We start from the raw sequence: 16336 nt of genomic DNA, 5'->3' as shown, positions 1-16336 counted from the left end.
GAACCGCGCCCCGCGGTCGCTCGATTGGGACAGAACGTCATGAACGAAGAGAAGCTCCGCTACTTCCTCAAGCGGGTCACCGCCGACCTGCACGAGACCCGTCGCCGCCTGCGCGAGGTCGAGTCCGGCGAACAGGAACCGATCGCCATCGTCGCGATGGGCTGCCGCTACCCGGGCGGCGTCCGCACCCCCGAGCAGCTGTGGCAGCTCGTCGCGGACGGCACCGACGCCATCACCGGCTTCCCCGCCGACCGCGGCTGGGACACCGACGCGCTGTACGACGCCGACGCCGAACACGGCCGCTCGGGCACCAGCTACACCCGCGAGGGCGGGTTCCTGCACGACGCGGCCCAGTTCGACCCGGAGTTCTTCGGGATCAGCCCCCGCGAGGCGACCGCCATGGACCCCCAGCAGCGGCTGCTGCTGGAGACCTCCTGGGAGGCCTTCGAGCGGGCCGGCATCGACCCCGCCGCCGTGCGCGGCAGCCGGGTCGGCGTGTTCAGCGGCGTGATGTACCACGACTACGCCAGCCGCCTGTTCACCGTCCCCGAGGGCGTCGAGGGCTACCTGAGCACCGGCACCGCCGGCAGCGTCGTCTCGGGCCGCGTCGCCTACACCCTGGGCCTGGAGGGCCCGGCGGTGACCATCGACACCGCCTGCTCCTCCTCGCTGGTCGCCGTCCACCTGGCCGCCCAGGCCCTGCGCAGCGGCGAGTGCACGCTCGCCCTGGCCGGCGGCGTCACCGTGATGTCGACGCCGGACACCTTCGTCGAGTTCAGCCGCCAGCGCGGCCTCGCCCCCGACGGCCGCTGCAAGGCCTTCGCCGGGGGAGCCGACGGCACCGCCTGGGGCGAGGGCGCCGGCGTGCTGCTGCTGGAGAAGCTCTCCGACGCCCGGCGCAACGGGCACCCGGTGCTCGCCGTGGTCCGCGGCTCCGCCGTCAACCAGGACGGCGCCAGCAACGGCCTGACCGCCCCCAACGGCCCCTCCCAGCAGCGCGTCATCCGCCAGGCCCTGGCCGGCGCCGGGCTCTCCCCGGACCAGATCGACGCCGTCGAGGCGCACGGCACCGGCACCACCCTCGGCGACCCGATCGAGGCCCAGGCCCTGCTCGCCACCTACGGGCAGGAGCGCGGCGAGGGCGGGGCGCCGCTCTGGCTCGGCTCGATCAAGTCCAACATCGGCCACACCCAGGCCGCGGCCGGCGTCGCCGGCATCATCAAGCTGGTCATGGCGCTGCGGCACGGCGAGCTGCCGCGCACCCTGCACGTCGACGAGCCGTCCCCGCACATCGACTGGGCCTCCGGCGCCGTCGAACTGCTCACCGAGGCCCGCCCCTGGCCGGCCGGCGAGCGGGTCCGCCGGGCCGCCGTCTCCTCCTTCGGTTTCAGCGGCACAAACGCCCACACCGTCATCGAGGAGGCCCCGGCCGAGCTGCCCGCCCAGGAAACGGACGGGGAACCGGCCTCCGGCGAGCCGCAGCGCCCGCCGCTGACCACCCGGGCGACCCCCTGGTTCCTGTCCGCCCGCGGTGAGGACGCCCTGCGCGAGCAGGCCCGGCAGCTGCACGACCACCTGACGGACCGGCCGGAGCTGGACGTCGACCGGGTCGCCTGGACGCTGGCGGCCGGCCGCGGCGCCTTCGAGCACCGGGCCGTCCTGCTCGCCGACGGCCGCGACGGCGCGCTCGGCGCCCTCGCCGCGCTCGCCGAGGGCGAGGAACACCCCGCCCTGGTGCGCGGCACGGCCCGCGGCGCCGCGGCCGGCAAGGCCGTCTTCGTCTTCCCCGGCCAGGGCTCCCAGTGGCCCGGCATGGCCGTCGGGCTGCTGGACTCCTCGCCGGTGTTCGCCGCCCGGCTCACCGAGTGCTCGGCGGCCCTCGCCGAGCACGTGGACTGGCGGCTGGAGGACGTGCTGCGCGGAGTCGAGGGCACGCCCCCGCTCGACCGGATCGACGTCGTCCAGCCCGCCCTGTTCGCCGTGATGGTCGCGCTCGCCGAGCTGTGGCGCTCGTACGGGGTCGAGCCGGCCGCGGTGGTCGGCCACTCGCAGGGCGAGATCGCCGCGGCCTGCGTGGCCGGCGCGATCAGCCTCGCCGACGCCGCCTACCTGGTGACGGCCCGCAGCGCCGCGCTGTCCCGGATCTCCGGCCTCGGCGGCATGCTCGCCGTCGCGGAGGGCGCCGAGCGGATGCGCGAGCTGATCGCGGAGCGCACCGACCGCCTCCAGCTCTCCGTGGTCAACGGCCCCCGGACCGTCGTCGTCGCCGGAGACCCGGCCGCGCTGGCGGAGCTGGCGGCCGAGTGCGCCGCGCTCGACGTCCGTGCCAAGTTCCTCCCGATCGACTACGCCGCCCACTCCCCGCAGACCGAGGCGCTGCGCGAGGAGATGCTCGCGATCGGCGCCAGGGTCACCTCCCGCTCCTGCGACGTCCCGTTCTACTCCACGGTGACCGGCGGCCTCCTGGACACCGGAGCGCTGGACGCCGAGTACTGGTACCGCAACATGCGGCAGACGGTCGAGTTCTCGCAGGCCGTCCGCACCCTGGCCGAGCACGGCCACGGCGCCTTCCTGGAGGTCAGCCCGCACCCTGTGCTGGTGACCGGCATGGAGGAGACCCTCGACGGGATCGGAGCCGAGGCCGCCGTCCTCGGCTCGCTGCGCCGCGACGAGGACGACGCCGAGCGCTTCCTCGCCTCGCTCGCCGCCGTCCACGCGCACGGCGTGCCGGTGCGGCGCACCGCGCCGTTCGACGGGCGCGGCCTGGTCCAGTGCGAACTGCCCACCTACCCGTTCCGGCACCGCCGCTACTGGCTCGACGTCCCGGCTCCGGCCGCCCTGCCCGGCGCGGCCCCGGAGTCCGCCGCCGACCAGGGCTTCTGGTCCGCCGTCGAACGCGGGGACCTGACCGAGCTGACCGCCGCCCTGGCCGTGGACGGCGAGGACCCGCTGAGCGCCGTGCTGCCCGCCCTCGCGGCCTGGCGCCGCCGCCGGCAGCAGGCCGACACGGTGGACGGCTGGCGCTACCGGATCGCCTGGAAGCCCGTCACCGCCCAGGGCCGGCCCCGGCTGACGGGCCGGTGGCTGCTCGTCGAGCCCGCCGCCGGGACCGCGTGGGCCGACGCCGCCCAGCGCGCCCTGGAGACGGCCGGCGCCCGGGTGCGCCGGGTCACCGCCGACGCCACCGCCGACCGCGGCCGCCTCGCGGCGCTGCTCGCCGCCGAACTCGCCGAGGCCGCCGAGGACGGCGCCGCCGAGCCGCCCCGCTGGGCCGGCGTGCTCTCCCTCCTGCCGCTGGACGACCGCCCGCACCCGGACGCCCCGCTCGTCCCGGCCGGGACGGCCGGCACCGTCGCCCTGGTCCAGGCGCTCGCCGACGCGGGCCTGGACGCCCCGCTCTGGTCGGCCACCACCAGCGCCGTCCGCACCGGCGGCGCGGACGGCCCGGCCGACCCGTCGCAGGCCCAGGTCTGGGGCCTGGGCCGGGTGCTCGGCCTGGAGCAGCCCGAGCGCTGGGGCGGCCTGGTCGACCTGCCCGCCGACCCCGACGACCGCGCCGCCGCCCGACTCGCCGCGGTGCTCGCGGCCGAGGACGAGGAGGACCAGCTGGCCGTGCGCGCCACCGGTGTGCTGGCCCGCCGACTGGTCCGCGCGCCCGGCGCCGAGGTGCCCGCCGAGCGGACCTGGCGCCCGCGCGGCACCGTGCTGGTCACCGGCGGCACCGGCGCCGTCGGCGCCCACGTGTCCCGCTGGCTGGCCGCCAACGGCGCCGAGCACCTGGTGCTGACCAGCCGCCGGGGCGCCGACGCCCCGGGCGCCGCCGAACTCGCCGACGAACTGCGCGCGGCGGGCGCCGAGGTGACGGTCGTCGCCTGCGACACCGCCGACCGCGCCGCCGTGGACGCCCTGGTCGGGCGGTTCGCCCTGCAGGGCGCGCCGATCCGCGCGGTGCTGCACGCCGCCGGCCTCGGCCGCACCGGCGCCCTCGCCGACCTGCGGCCCGCCGACCTCCAGGAGCTCGCCGAGGCCAAGATCGCCGGCGCCCGCAACCTGGCCGAGGCGCTCACCGGCACCGAACTGGACGCCTTCGTCCTGTTCTCCTCCAACGCCGGCGTCTGGGGCGGCGGCGGCCAGGGCGCCTACGCCGCCGTCAACGCCTTCCTCGACGCCTACGCCGAACGGCTGCGCGCGGCCGGCGTCCGGGCCACCTCGGTCGCCTGGGGCGCCTGGGCGGACGGCGGGATGGCGGACGGCCCCGCCGGGGAGGCCATGCGCCGCCGCGGTGTCCCGGCGATGGCGCCGGAGCTGGCCGTCGCCGCCCTCCAGCAGGCCCTCGACCTCGACGAGACCTTCCTCGCCGTCGCCGACGTCGTCTGGGAGCGCTTCCAGCCCGCCTTCACTGCCACCCGCCGCCGCCCGCTGATCGAGGACCTGCCGGAGGTCCGCGCCCTGAGCGTGGGCACCGGCACCGCCGGGCCCGGCACCGAGGTGCCCGAGCAGTCGGCGCTGCGCCGCAAGCTCGCCGGACTGTCCGCCGCCGACCAGGAGCGCGTCCTGACCGACCTGGTGCGCGCCCAGGCCGCCGGCGTCCTCGGCTTCGCCGGACCGGAGTCCGTCGACCCCGTGCGCGCCTTCCGCGAACTCGGCTTCGACTCGCTCACCGCGGTGGAGATCCGCAACCGCCTCGGCAGCGCCACCGGCCTGAAGCTGCCCACCACGCTGGTCTTCGACTACCCGACCCCGGCGGCCCTCGCGGGCTACCTGCGCGCCCAGACCCTCGGCGCGGACCAGGACCAGGCCCGGGCCACCAGCGCGGCGGCCGCCGACGACGAGCCGATCGCCATCGTCGCGATGGGCTGCCGCTTCCCCGGCGGCGTCGCCTCGCCCGAGGACCTGTGGCGGCTCGTCACCGAAGGCCGGGACGCCGTCACCGGCATGCCCACCGACCGCGGCTGGGACCTGGCGGCGCTCTACGCCGACGACCCCGACCAGCCCGGTACCAGCTACTGCCGCGAAGGCGCCTTCCTGCACGACGCCGGCCTCTTCGACGCGGGCTTCTTCGGCATCTCCCCGCGCGAGGCCGTCACCATGGACCCGCAGCAGCGCCTGCTGCTGGAGGTCACCTGGGAGACGCTGGAGCGCGCCGGCATCGACCCCGGCACGCTGCGCGGCAGCGCGACCGGCGTCTTCGCCGGCGGGTCCACCCAGGACTACACCACGGTGCTGACCAACAGCGAGGGCGGCGCCGAGGGATACATGCTCACCGGTACGGCAGCCAGTGTGATGTCCGGCCGGATCTCCTACACCCTGGGCCTGGAGGGCCCGGCCGTCACCGTCGACACCGCCTGCTCCTCCTCGCTGGTGGCGCTCCACCTGGCCGCCCAGTCGCTGCGCCAGGGCGAGTGCTCGCTGGCCCTGGCCGGCGGCGTCACCGTGATGCCGCTGCCCGGCCCGTTCATCGAGTTCAGCCGCCAGCGCGGCCTGGCCGCCGACGGCCGCTGCAAGCCCTTCGCGGCCGCCGCCGACGGCACCGGCTGGGGCGAGGGTGCGGGCATGCTGCTGCTGGAGCGGCTCTCCGACGCCCGGCGCAACGGGCACCCGGTGCTCGCCGTCGTCCGCGGCAGCGCCGTCAACCAGGACGGTGCCAGCAACGGCCTCACCGCGCCCAACGGCCCCGCGCAGCAGCGCGTCATCCGCCAGGCGCTGGCCAACGCCGGCCTGACTCCCGGTCAGGTCGACGCCGTCGAGGCGCACGGCACCGGCACCACCCTCGGCGACCCGATCGAGGCCCAGGCGCTGCTGGCCACCTACGGCCAGGAGCGCGGCGGGGACCCGCTGTGGCTGGGCTCCCTCAAGTCCAACATCGGCCACACCCAGTCGGCTTCGGGTGTCGGCGGCGTCATCAAGATGGTGATGGCGATGCGTGAGGGCGTGCTGCCGCGCACCCTCAACGTGGACGAGCCCACCCCGCACGTCGACTGGTCGGCGGGCGCGGTCGAGCTGCTCACCGAGGCCAGGGCCTGGCCCGAGACCGGCGAACCGCGCCGCGCGGGCGTCTCCGGCTTCGGCGCGAGCGGCACCAACGCCCATGTGGTGCTGGAGCAGGCTCCGGCGGCGGAACTCCCGCAGGCCGACGAGGAGTCGGCTGCCGGTGGTGTGGTGCCGTGGGTGCTGTCGGCCCGGAGTGAGGCGGCGCTGCGGGAGCAGGCGCGGCGGCTGCTGGCGGCGGTCGCGGAGGAGCGGCCGGCGGATGTCGGTTTCTCGCTGGTGTCCTCGCGGGCGGTGTTCGAGCACCGGGCCGTGGTGGTCGGCGAGGGCCGGGAGGCGCTGCTGGCGGGCCTGGGCGCGCTGGCGGACGGCCTGCCGGGCGCGGGCGTGGTGTCCGGGCGGGTGCGTTCGGGGCGCCCGGTGTTCGTGTTCCCGGGTCAGGGTTCGCAGTGGCTGGGCATGGCCCGGGGGCTGCTGGCGGATGAGCCGGTGTTCCGTTCCCGGATGGAGGAGTGCGCCAAGGCGCTGTCCCTGTACGTGGATTGGGATCTTCTCGAGGTCGTCGCGGGTGAGGACGGCGGGTGGATGGAGCGGGTGGACGTGGTCCAGCCGGTGCTGTTCGCCGTGATGGTCTCGCTCGCCGAGCTGTGGCGTTCGTACGGTGTGGAGCCGTCGGCGGTGGTGGGTCACTCGCAGGGCGAGATCGCTGCCGCTGCCGTCTCCGGCGCGCTGTCGCTGGAGGACGCGGCGCTGGTGGTGGCGCTGCGCAGCCAGGCGATCATCGAGCTCTCCGGACTGGGTGGCATGGTGTCCGTCCCGCTGCCCGCCGAGCAGGTGCGTGAACTCCTTTCGGGCCGTGAGGGCCTGTCCGTCGCGGCGGTCAACGGCCCGAGCTCGGTGGTGGTTTCCGGTGACGCCGGTGCCCTGGACGAGCTGATGGAGTACTGCGCCGGGCAGGAGATCCGGGCGCGTCGGATCGCGGTGGACTACGCGTCGCACTCGGCGCACGTCGAGCGCATCGAGGCCCGTCTCGCGGAGCTGCTGGCCCCGGTCGCCCCGCGCGTGCCGGAGGTGCCGTTCCACTCGACGGTCACCGGTGAACTGGTCGACAGCGCTTCGCTGGACGGCGCGTACTGGTACCGCAACCTGCGCCAGACGGTGGAGTTCGCGGCGACCATCGAGGCCCTGCTGGCCTCGGGCCACTCGCAGTTCGTCGAGGTGAGCGCCCACCCGGTGCTGACCGTCGGCATCCAGGAGTCCGTCGACGCCGCCAACGCCGAGGCGAGCGTCCAGGGCACCCTGCGCCGCGACCACGGCGGCCGGGAGCGCTTCCTGACCGCCCTCGCCGAGGCCTGGTCCAACGGCGCCACCGTCGACTGGGCCGCCCAGTTCCCCACGGCCCGCCGCGTCGACCTGCCGACCTACGCCTTCCAGCACGAGCACTACTGGCCGAAGCCGGGCACGCGCGGCATCGGTGACGTGCTGTCCGCCGGTCTGGGCGCGGCCGACCACCCCCTGCTGGGTGCTGCGGTGGCGCTGGCCGACCGCGACGGGCACGTCTTCACGGGCCGCCTGTCGGTGCAGACCCAGCCGTGGCTGGCGGACCACGCGGTGGCCGGCACGGTGATCCTGCCGGGTACGGCGTTCGTCGAGCTGGCCGTCCGCGCGGGTGACCAGGCCGGTTGTGACGTGCTGGAGGAGCTGACCCTGGAGGCGCCGTTGGTGCTGCCCGTCCAGGGTGGCGTGGCGGTGCAGGTGGTGGTCGGTTCGCCCGACGCCGACGGCCGCCGCGAGGTGGAGGTCTACTCCCGTGCCGAGGACGCGGCGCCTGACGAGCCGTGGACCCGCCACGCCACCGGCGCCCTGTTCCGCGGCGCCGCCGTGCCGGAGTTCGACCTCGCCGTCTGGCCCCCGCAGGGCGCCGAGCCGGTGTCGGTGGACGGGTACTACGACACCCTGGCCGGCCTCGGCTTCGCCTACGGTCCGGCGTTCCGCGGCCTGCGGTCCGTCTGGCAGCGCGGCTCCGAGGTGTTCGCCGAGGTCGCCCTCGCGGCGGACCAGCAGGGCGACGCCCAGCGCTTCGGCCTGCACCCCGCGCTGCTCGACGCCGCGCTGCAGGCGGCGGGCCTGGGTGACGCGACCCGGGACCTCGCCGCCGGGCGGCTCCCGTTCGCCTGGACGGACGTGACGCTGTTCGCCACCGGCGCCGGGGCCCTGCGGCTGCGCCTCACCCCGACCGGTGCGGACGGGGTGGCCCTGGAGCTGGCCGACGGGGAGGGCCGCCCGGTCGCGGCGGTCGGCTCGCTGGTGCTGCGCCCGCTGGCCGAGCGGGCGGCGGCCGCCGAATCCGCCTTCCAGGACTCGCTGTTCCGGGTCGACTGGACGCCGGTGCCGCTGCCCGCCGCGACCCCCGCGGCGGAACTGGCGCTGCTGGGCGCCGTCGAGGGGGAGTGGACCGCCTCTGCGCGCCGCTACCGCGACCTGGCCGAGCTGGCCGAGGCCGTCGACGCCGGCGCCGAGCTGCCGTCCGTGGTGGTGGCCGCGGTGGCCACCGGCGCCGACGACCCGCTGCTGGACGGCCTGCGGCGCAGCACCGGCGACACCCTCGCCCTGCTGCACTCCTGGCTGGCGGACGAGCGCTTCGAAGCGGCCCGCCTGGTGGTGCTGACCCGTGCGGCGGTCGCGACCCGCCCGGACGAGGACGTCCCGGCGCTGGCCCAGTCCCCGGTCTGGGGCCTGGTGCGCTCGGCGCAGACCGAGAACCCCGGCCGGCTGGTCCTGGCGGACCTGGACGGCACGGCCGGCTCCGCTGCCGCGCTGCCCGCCGCCGTCGCCACCGGCGAGCCCCAACTCGCCCTGCGCACCGGTGAGGTGCTGGCGCCCCGGTTCGCCCGGGTACCCGCCGGGACGGACGAGCCGCGGCGCGTCCTCGACCCGGAGGGCACCGTCCTGCTGACCGGTGCCACCGGCACCCTGGGCTCGCTGCTGGCCCGCCACCTGGTGACCGAGCACGGCGCCCGGCACCTGGTGCTGCTCAGCCGGCAGGGCCCGGCGGCGCCCGGCGCCGAGGAGCTGAGCGCCGAACTCACCGGCCTGGGCGCCGAGGTGACCGTCACGGCCTGCGACGTCGCGGACCGCGCGGCGCTCGCCGCCGTGCTGGACGCCGTTCCCGCCGAGCACCCGCTCACCTCCGTGGTGCACGCGGCGGCCGTGCTGGACGACGGCGTCCTCGACTCGCTCACCGCGGAGCGGCTGGACCACGTCCTGCGGCCCAAGGCGGACGCCGCCCAGCACCTGCACGAGCTGACGGCCCACCTGGACCTGGACTCCTTCGTCCTGTTCTCCTCCGCGGTCGGCCTGCTCGGCAACGCCGGCCAGGCGAACTACGCCGCCGCGAGCGCCTTCGTCGACGCGCTGGCGCACCACCGCCGGGCGAACGGCCTGCCCGCCGTCTCGCTGGCCTGGGGCTTCTGGGCCGAGCGCAGCACGCTCACCGGTGCGCTGGACGAGGCGGAGGTCCGCCGGATGAGCCGGGGCGGTGTCGCCCCGCTGTCCTCGGCCGAGGGGCTCGCGCTCTTCGACGCGGCCGGGGCGGGCGTGGAGCCGCTCCTGGTGCCGATGCGGCTGGACTCGGCCGCGCTGCGCGGCCAGGCCGCCGCGGGGGCCCTCGCGCCGCTGCTGCGCGGCCTGGTGCGTACGCCGTTGCGCCGTACGGTCGCCGCGGCGAGCGGGACCGGCGAGGCCTCGGCGTTCCAGCAGCGGCTGGCCGACCTCGACGGGCAGGACCGGGCCCGGCTGCTGCTCGACCTGGTGCGCGGCCAGGCGGCCGCCGTGCTGGGCCACGCGTCCGCGGACGCGGTGGAGGCGAACCGGGCGTTCCGCGAGCTGGGCTTCGACTCGCTGACCGCGGTCGAGCTGCGCAACCGGCTGAGCGCGGCGACCGGGCTGCGGCTGCCGGCCACCACCGTGTTCGACTACCCGACCCCGGCCGAGCTGGCGGCCCGGCTGGAGTCCCGGCTGTCCGGCGGCGGGCGTGCCCGTCCGGCGGCCGCCGCCGCCCCGGCGTCGCGGCACGCGGACGACGACCCGATCGTGATCATCGGCATGGCCTGCCGCTACCCGGGCGGCGTCCGCACGCCCGAGGAGCTGTGGCAGCTGGTCGCGCAGGGCACCGACGCGATCTCGCCGCTGCCGACCGACCGCGGCTGGGACACCGAGGGCCTGTACGACGCCGACCCGGACCACGTGGGCACCAGCTACGCCCGCGAGGGCGGGTTCCTGTACGACGCGGGGCACTTCGACGCCGGGTTCTTCGGCATCAGCCCGCGCGAGGCGCTGGCGACGGACCCGCAGCAGCGCCTGCTGCTGGAGACGGCGTGGGAGGCCCTCGAGCGGGCCGGAATCGACCCGACCACGCTGAAGGGCAGCGCGACCGGCGTGTTCGCCGGGAAGATGTACCACGACTACGCGATCACCCTGCCCGCCGTCCCCGCCGACGTGGAGGGCTACCTGGCCACCGGCACCACCGGCAGCGTCGCCTCGGGCCGGATCTCCTACGCCCTGGGGCTGTCGGGCCCTGCGGTCACCGTGGACACCGCCTGCTCCTCCTCGCTGGTCGCCCTGCACCTGGCCGCCCAGTCGCTGCGCAGCGGCGAGTGCACGATGGCCCTGGCCGGCGGTGTCACGGTGATGGCCACCCCGCAGGTGTTCATCGAGTTCAGCCGTCAGCGCGGCCTGGCCACCGACGGGCGCTGCAAGTCCTTCGCGGCGGCGGCCGACGGCACCTGCTGGTCCGAGGGCGTCGGCATGCTGCTGCTGGAGCGCCAGTCCGACGCGGTGCGCAACGGCCACCGGGTGCTGGCGGTCGTCCGTGCCACCGCCGTCAACCAGGACGGCGCCAGCAACGGCATCACCGCCCCCAACGGCCCCGCCCAGGAGCGGGTCATCGAGCAGGCGCTGGCCGCCGCCCGGCTGACGCCGTCCCAGGTGGACGTCGTCGAGGCGCACGGCACGGGCACCCGGCTGGGCGACCCGATCGAGGCGCAGGCCCTGCTGGAGACGTACGGGCAGGGGCGCACCGGGGACCCGCTGTGGCTCGGCTCGCTGAAGTCCAACATCGGCCACTCCCAGGCCGCCGCGGGTGTCGGCGGCGTGATCAAGATGATCATGGCGATGCGGCACGGCGTGCTGCCGAAGACCCTGCACGTCGACGAGCCGACCCCGGACGTCGACTGGAGCTCCGGCGCCGTCGAGCTGCTGACCGAGGCCCGGCCGTGGCCGGAGACCGGCGAACCGCGCCGCGCGGGCGTCTCCTCCTTCGGCGTCAGCGGCACCAACGCCCACGTGATCCTGGAGCAGGGCCCGGCGCCCGCCGAGGACGAGCAGGGCCCCGCCCGGGTGCTGCCCTGGGTGCTGTCCGCCCGGACGCCGGACGCGCTGCGCGCGCAGGCCGAACGGCTGGCCGCGCACCTGGCCGCCGAGCCCGGGTCGACGGAGGCCGACGTCGCCCGCACGCTGACCGTGCACCGCTCGTCCTTCTTCCACCGCGCGGTGGTGGTCGGCGCCGACCGCGCGGAGCTGCTGGCCGGCCTCGCCGCGGTCGCCGACGGCAGCGGCGCCGGGGTGGTCCGGGGGTCCGGCACCACCGTGGGCCGCACCGCCTTCCTGTTCACCGGACAGGGCAGCCAGCGCCTCGGCATGGGCCGGGAGCTGTACGGCGCCCACCCGGTGTTCGCCGCGGCCTTCGACGCCGTCTGCGAGCGGGTCGACGCCCATCTGACCCGCCCGCTGCGCGAGGTCGTGTTCGGTGCGGACGCCCGGCTGCTGGACCGCACCGAGTACGCCCAGCCGGCGCTGTTCGCCGTCGAGGTGGCGCTGTTCCGCCTGGTGGAGAGCTGGGGGGTGCGCCCGGACCTGCTGCTCGGGCACTCGATCGGTGAGATCGCGGCCGCCCACGTCGCGGGCGTCCTGTCGCTGGCGGACGCGGCCGCCCTGGTGGCGGCCCGCGGCCGGCTGATGCAGGCGCTGCCCGAGGGCGGCGCGATGGTCGCGGTCAAGGCCTCGGAGGCCGAGGTGCTGCCGCTGCTCACCGGGAACGTCAGCATCGCCGCGGTCAACGGCCCGACGTCCGTGGTGATTTCCGGTGACGAGTCCGAAGTGCTGGACATCGCCGGGAAGTTCGAGAAGACCAAGCGCCTCAACGTCTCGCACGCCTTCCACTCCCCGCTGATGGACGGCATGTTGGAGGAGTTCCGCCGGGTGGCGGAGGGCCTGACGTTCAGCGCCCCGCGCATCCCGGTGGTCTCCACCGTCACCGGCGCCGAGGCGGGCGAGGAGCTCACCGACCCGGCGTACTGGGTGCGGCAGGTCCGCGCGGCCGTCCGGTTCGCGGACGGCGTCGCCGCCCTGCGCGCGGCGGGGGCCGGCCGGTTCCTGGAGCTCGGCCCCGACGGCGTCCTGACCGCCGCCGCCCGGGACTGCCTGGGCGCCGACGCGGACCACGCCCTGCTGGTGACGCTGCTGCGCGCCGACCGGCCGGAGGGGGTCGCGCTGACCACGGCGCAGGCCGAACTGCACGTCCACGGCGTCCCCTTGGACTGGCCGGCGATCGCCGCCGACTGGGGCGGGCGCCTCGTCGACCTGCCGACCTACGCCTTCCAGCACGAGCGGTACTGGCTGGAGGCCCCGGAGGAGGCCACCAAGGAGTCCGCGCACGCGGGCGAGGGCGGCTTCTGGGCGGCCGTCGAGGAGACCGACCTGGAGGGCCTGAGCGGCGCGCTGGACCTCGACGGCGAGGGCCGCGAGGCGCTGCGGGCGCTGCTGCCCGCGCTGTCCGGCTGGCACCGGCGCCGGCGCGGCCAGGCGGCCGCGGAGGCGGTGCGCCACCGGGTGGAGTGGCAGCCGCTGGCGGCTGCTCGGCCGAGTGTCGAACTCACCGGGAACTGGCTTGTGGTGGCCCCCGCGGAGGCCGCCGAGAGCGAGCCGGTGACGGCGCTGCTCGGCCTGCTGGAGTCCGCGGGCGCCACCGTGCTCGGCGCGGTGCTGGACCCGCAGGACACCGACCGGGCCGCCGTCGCGGCGGGCCTGGGCGAGCTGCTCGCCGGGGAGGCGCCGGTGCGCGGGGTGCTGTCCCTGCTGGCGCTCGACGAGCAGCCGCACCCGGCCGTCCCCACCGTGGCGGGCGGACTGGGCCTCAACCTGACGCTGGCCCAGGCCCTCGGCGACGCCGGGGTGGACGCCCCGCTCTGGTGCGCCACCAGGGGTGCCGTCGCGGTCGGCCGGAGCGAGGTGCCGAACCCGGCCCAGGCACTGACCTGGGGCCTGGGCCGGGCGTTCGCCGCCGAGCACCCGCGGCGCTGGGGCGGTCTGGTCGACCTGCCCGAGCGGTTGGACGGCCTGGCCGGCGAGTGGCTGACGGCCGTCCTGGCCGGGCGCACCGGGGAGGACGAGGTGGTGCTGCGGTCCGCCGCGGCCTTCGCCCGCCGCCTGGTGCCGGCCCCGCTGGGCCTGGCGGCCGAGGCCGCGACCTGGCGGCCGCAGGGCCCGGTGCTGCTCACCGGCCCGGCCGACGCCCGGCGCGAGGCGCTGGCCGGCTGGCTGACCGAGCGCGGCGCCGTGCCGGTGTCGGGGCCGGCCGAGGCCGACACCCCGGCGGAGGTGCTGCTGCACCTGGTGGCCCCGGCCGAGCCGGTCGCCCTGGACGGCCTGGACGCGCGGACGCTGGCGGAGGCGGTCGCCGCCGCCATCGCGCTGCCGGCCGGCGGCCCCGGACTCGCCGCGCAGGTCGTCTGCCTGCCGGGCGAGTCGGTGTGGGGCGGCGCCGGGCAGGCCGTGGCCGCGGTCTGCGGCGCCCACCTGGACGCCGTCGCGCGTGGCCGCGCCGAGGGGGACGTCCCGCTGCGGACGGTCGCCCTGGCCGACACCGGCTCGGACGGGCCGACCGGGCGGGCGCCCGGCGTCGACGAGGCGGCATCGGTCCTCGGCCACGCCGTGACCCTCGGCGAGCACGGCCTGGTGATCGCCGGGGACGGCTGGAGCTGGTTCGCCCGCACCCTGCGTGACGGTGCCGCCGTCCCGCTGCTGGCGGCCCTGGCCGGTCCGGACGCGGCCGACCGCGACCCGGTGGCCCGGTCCGCCGAGCCGGTCCGGGACGCGGCCGGAGCGCTGGCCCGCCGCTTGGCCGAGGCGGGCCCCGGCGGGCGGCACGCCGTCCTGCTGGAGACCGTCCGGACGGAGGCCGCGCTGGCGCTCGGCCACCGCTCCGGCGACGCGGTCGACCCGGACCGGGACTTCCTGGAGCAGGGCTTCGCCTCGCTGACCGCGGTGGAGCTGCGCAACCGGCTGACCGCCCTGACCGGGCGGGAGCTGCCGGCCGCGCTGATCTACGACTACCCGACCCCGGCGGCCCTCGCCGGGCACCTCGCCGCCGAGGTGCCGCAGGACGCGCCGCCGGCCGCCGCGACCGGCACGCTGGCCCCGATGCTCCGTCAGGCCGTCGCGTCCGGACGGATCGCGGACTTCGCGGCGATGCTGCAGAGCGTCGCCGGGTTCCGGCCCGCCTTCACCGACCCGGCGCTGGCCGGGCCGCTGCCGGCCCCGGTGCGGCTGTCCGGCGGCGCGGGGCGGCCGGTGGTGGTCTGCTGCCCGTCGGTGACGGCGATCTCCGGCCCGCACCAGTACGCCCGGTTCGCCGCGGCGCTGGGCGACCGGTTCCGGGTCGGCGCCCTGCGGGCCCCCGGCTTCGGCACCGGCGAGCCGCTGCCGGCGACGCTGGCGGCGGGGGTGCGCGCGCTGGCCGAGCAGACCGCCGAACTGGCGCAGGGCGAGCCCGTCGTCCTGGTCGGCCACTCCTCCGGAGGGGTCCTGGCGCACGCCCTGGCCCGGTACCTGGAGGAGATAGGGGTGCCCCCTGTCGCGCTCGTTCTGCTAGACATCTACGCGCCGGGCAGTGACCTGGTGGCTCCGCTGCTGCCCGCGCTCATGGGCGGCATGGCGGAGCGGGACGGGGTGTTCGCGTCGATGGACGACGACCGGTTGACCGCCATGGGAGGCTGGTTCCGGCTCCTGGAAGAGGCGGAGCCGAGCCCGGTCGGGGCGGCCACGCTGCTGGTCCGTGCCGCCGAGCCGATGACCGGTTGGGGGGAGCGCGAGTGGCGGTCCGGCTGGGAGTCCGCGCAGACCGTCGTGGACGTCCCGGGGGACCACTACTCGATGATGGAGGAGCAGCACGTCGAGGCGGTGGCCTCGGCGGTCGGTGAGTGGTTGACCTCCCGGACGAGCTGATTCCGTCCGACCCGCCGCCAGTCCGGCCGGGGCGCGCGCCCGCACCGCGCGCCCCGGCCGGGCTCTGGAAACCCTCCGCCGCCCCGGCCCCGGGGCGGCGGACCGACGAGGGGAACACCCTGAGATGTCCGTGTCCGTGAGCCAGGCCGCCCTGTGGGTCCGGCGCTTCCACCCGAACGACGACAGCCCGACCCGGCTGGTCTGCTTCCCGCACGCGGGCGGTTCGGCGAGCTTCTACTTCCCGGTGTCGGCGGCCCTCGCCGACCGCACCGACGTGCTGTGCCTGCAGTACCCGGGCCGCCAGGACCGCCGCACCGAGCCGTGCGTCGACTCCATAGCCGAGCTGGCCGACCGGATCCACGCCGCGCTCGCCCCCTGGGCCGACCGCCCGACCGTCTTCTTCGGCCACAGCATGGGCGCCGTGCTGGCGTTCGAGGTGGCCCGCCGTCAGGAGCGGGAGGGCAACGGCCCGGTCGCGCTGTTCGCCTCCGGCCGCCGCGCGCCGTCCTGCGTCCGGGACGAGACGGTGCACCTGCGCGACGACGACGGCATCGTCCGCGAGCTGCACGAGCTCAGCGGCACCGACGCCGCCCTGCTCGGCGACGAGGAGCTGCTGCGGATGATCCTGCCGGCGATCCGCGCCGACTACACCGCGATCGAGACCTACCGGCCCGAGCAGGACGCCGTGATCGCCGCCCCGGTGCACGTGCTGACCGGCGATGACGACCCGAAGACGACCATCGACGAGGCCCGGGCGTGGGAGCGGCACACCACCGGCGGCTCGGACCTGACCGTCCTGCCGGGCGGGCACTTCTTCCTGGCCCACCACCAGCGGGACATCAACGGCCGGATCGCCGACCGGCTGGCCCGGGTGGCGGCCGGCTGACCGAGCAGGGCCCGGTTCCCGCCCCCGCCCGCCGGGGCCCGGGGCGGGAACCGGGCCCGGGGGGGGGGGGGGGGGGGGAGGGGGGCGGGGGGGGGGGGGGGGGGGGGGGGGGGGGGGACAGGGCTCCCCACCCCTCCTCCCACCTAAGACGCCCTAACTCGACGTTGTCGTTGTTTTGTT

Annotated in this window: 2 protein-coding genes; both read left to right on the top strand. The window is 76.8% G+C overall.

Translation table 11 applies throughout. The features are described 5' to 3' along the window. Positions 1-39: 39 nt before the first annotated feature. A complete protein-coding gene (locus tag ACZ5OX_RS38330; RefSeq protein WP_465636720.1) occupies positions 40-15270 on the top strand; it encodes a type I polyketide synthase in 15231 nt (5076 codons plus the stop codon). Between the two features lie 124 nt (positions 15271-15394). Beyond that, positions 15395-16156, top strand: a complete 762-nt coding sequence (locus ACZ5OX_RS38325) for a thioesterase II family protein (RefSeq protein ID WP_465636718.1) — start codon at positions 15395-15397, stop codon at positions 16154-16156. The last annotated feature ends 180 nt before the right edge of the window (positions 16157-16336 follow it).

The sequence above is a fragment of the Kitasatospora sp. NPDC032121 genome (assembly GCF_055580145.1).
Note: the sequence above shows the minus strand (reverse complement) of the source record. Positions and strands in the feature narration are given on the sequence as shown.